Annotated in this window: 1 protein-coding gene; it reads left to right on the forward strand. The window is 71.5% G+C overall.

Annotated elements, in window-relative coordinates:
* Nucleotides 1-257: 257 nt before the first annotated feature.
* Nucleotides 258-1,973 carry an MFS transporter gene (locus GV126_RS33020; protein ID WP_159674730.1) on the forward strand — a complete coding sequence of 572 codons (1,716 nt, stop codon included), beginning with the start codon at nt 258-260 and terminating at the stop codon, nt 1,971-1,973.
* Nucleotides 1,974-2,324 lie beyond the last annotated feature (351 nt).

The raw sequence follows: 2,324 nt of genomic DNA on the forward strand, positions 1-2,324 counted from the left end.
TCCCCACACCTCACCACACCTCACCACAGACGCGATATAGCTTGTCCTCGTACGAAGGTTGCGCTATATCTTGAAGAACAGCGTTCGCATGCGACTGAGCAGTGTTCTGTTAGGGTGAACACCGTTCTCCGACGCGGTCGGCCGCCCCTGCGTGCCCGCCCGCGCCCATGAGTCGGCACGTCACCCGCCCTCCGTCCCGTCCGTTCCGCCGCACCCGCGGCTCCTGCCGCGGTGCGGTCCTTCAACGAGGAGTTCCGATGTCCACCACCGGTGTCGCGTCCGCCGAGACGCCGCCGACCGATTCGCCGGCGCCCTACCGGTGGCGCTGGCCCGCGCTCTTCGTGATCCTCGCGGCCGAGGTGATGGACCTCCTCGACGCCGTGGTCACGAACATCGCCGGCCCCTCCATGCGGGCCGACCTCGGCGGCGGCGCCTCCACCCTGCAGTGGCTCGCCGCCGCCTACACCCTGTCCATGGCCGTCGGGCTCGTCACCGGCGGCCGGCTCGGGGACATTCACGGACGCCGCAGGATGTTCCTGGTCGGCGCGGCCGGCTTCACCCTGGGGTCGCTGCTGTGCGCGGTGTCCGTCACGCCCGCGATGCTGATCGTCGCCCGCGTCGTGCAGGGGCTGTTCGGCGCGGTGATGCTGCCGCAGGGCCTCGGCATGATCAAGGAGATGTTCCCGCCGAAGGAGTCGCAGAAGGCGTTCGGCATGTTCGGCCCGGTCATGGGCCTGTCCGCGGTGTGCGGCCCGGTGCTGGCGGGCTGGCTCGTCGACGCCGACTACTTCGGCACCGGCTGGCGGATGATCTTCCTGATCAACCTGCCGCTGGGTGCCGCGGCGCTCTTCGGTGCCCTGCGCTACCTGCCGAGGAGCCGGTCCGACAGCAGGCCGCGGCTGGACATCCCCGGCATGCTGCTGGTCTCGCTGGCCGCGCTGCTTATCATCTTCCCGCTGGTCCAGGGGCGCGAGTACGACTGGCCCGCGTGGACGTTCGTGATGATGGCCGCCTCGCTGATCGCCTTCGTCGCCTTCGGCAGGTACGAGTCGCGCCGCAGCAAGGCGGGTCGGGACCCGCTGGTCGTCCCCGGTCTCTTCCGCAAGCGCGGATTCAGCGGCGGCATGGTCCTCGGACTGATCTTCTTCTCGACCATGCAGGGCTTCATGCTGGTCTTCAACCTCTACACCCAGATCGGGCTCGGCTACGCGCCCCTGAAGGCGGGTCTGGTGATGGTGCCCTGGTCGGGCGGCATGATCGTCGGCTTCGGGATCGCTCAGGGGGTCGCCCGGTTCGGACGGGCCGTCCTGCAGGCGGGCACGCTCGTCATGGCGCTCGGCGTGTTCGGCGTGTGGCTGACCCTCGACAGGGTCGGCAGCGGTGTCGGCCCGTGGCAGCTGCTGCCGTCCCTGCTCGTCACCGGGATCGGGATGGGCCTGCTGATGGCGCCGTTCTTCGACATCGTGCTCGCCAGTGTCGAGCAGCACGAGACCGGCTCGGCGTCCGGCACGATGACCGCGATGCAGCAGCTCGGCGGCGCCTTCGGCGTCGCCCTGCTCGGCACCGTGTTCTTCGGCCTGCTGGGCGGCGGCATCGCCACCGCCGTCGACCACCGCTCGGACGGATTGCGGGGGCAGTTGGCCGCCGCGCAGGTCGCGCCGGCCGCACAGGACCGCGGGATCGCGGACCGGCGGGCGGGCGCCTCGGACCGTGCGACGGCCAGGGACCCCGCGGCGACCCCGGCGTCCTGCGCGCGCCGGGAGCAGGACACCCGGTCCGCGGTGACCTCCCCGCGGGCCGGCGCGCGGATCCCCGCCGCGCTGGAGGCCACCGCGTCGTCGGCCTTCCGCAGCGGTTTCGGCTCCGTCATGAAGACGGTGCTGTGGATCGTCGACGGCATGCTCGTCCTGACCTTCCTCCTGGCGTTCCTCCTGCCGCGCCACGCGCGGCCCGAGGGCGCGCCCGGGCACTGAGCGGAGTCCGGACCGCCCGGAGCGACGGGACGGCCGGGCACCCCGACAGGGCCTGCCCGCCGTCCCGGATCGCTCCCATGCGGCGGGGAGCCACACCTGCCTGACATCCCTTCGCGTGTTGCCTGCCTGACGTCCCTTCGCCTCCTGGGACGTACCGTCCGTGCCGTCGTCTCCTGACGCCGCCTCATCGTCCCTGCCCCACCTGCCTGTCCGCCCAGTCGTAGGACGAGGCGTTGTCAGTGGTGCGTGCGATGGTCCGAAACATGATCGACCCGTTGGAATCCCTGCCGGCACGACGGCCTGATCCCCGCCGCGGAGCCGGGCCGCGGTGCGGGGGCACCCGGCGGATGT

The sequence above is a fragment of the Streptomyces mexicanus genome (assembly GCF_902506575.1).
Taxonomy (GTDB): Bacteria; Actinomycetota; Actinomycetes; order Streptomycetales; family Streptomycetaceae; genus Streptomyces; species Streptomyces mexicanus.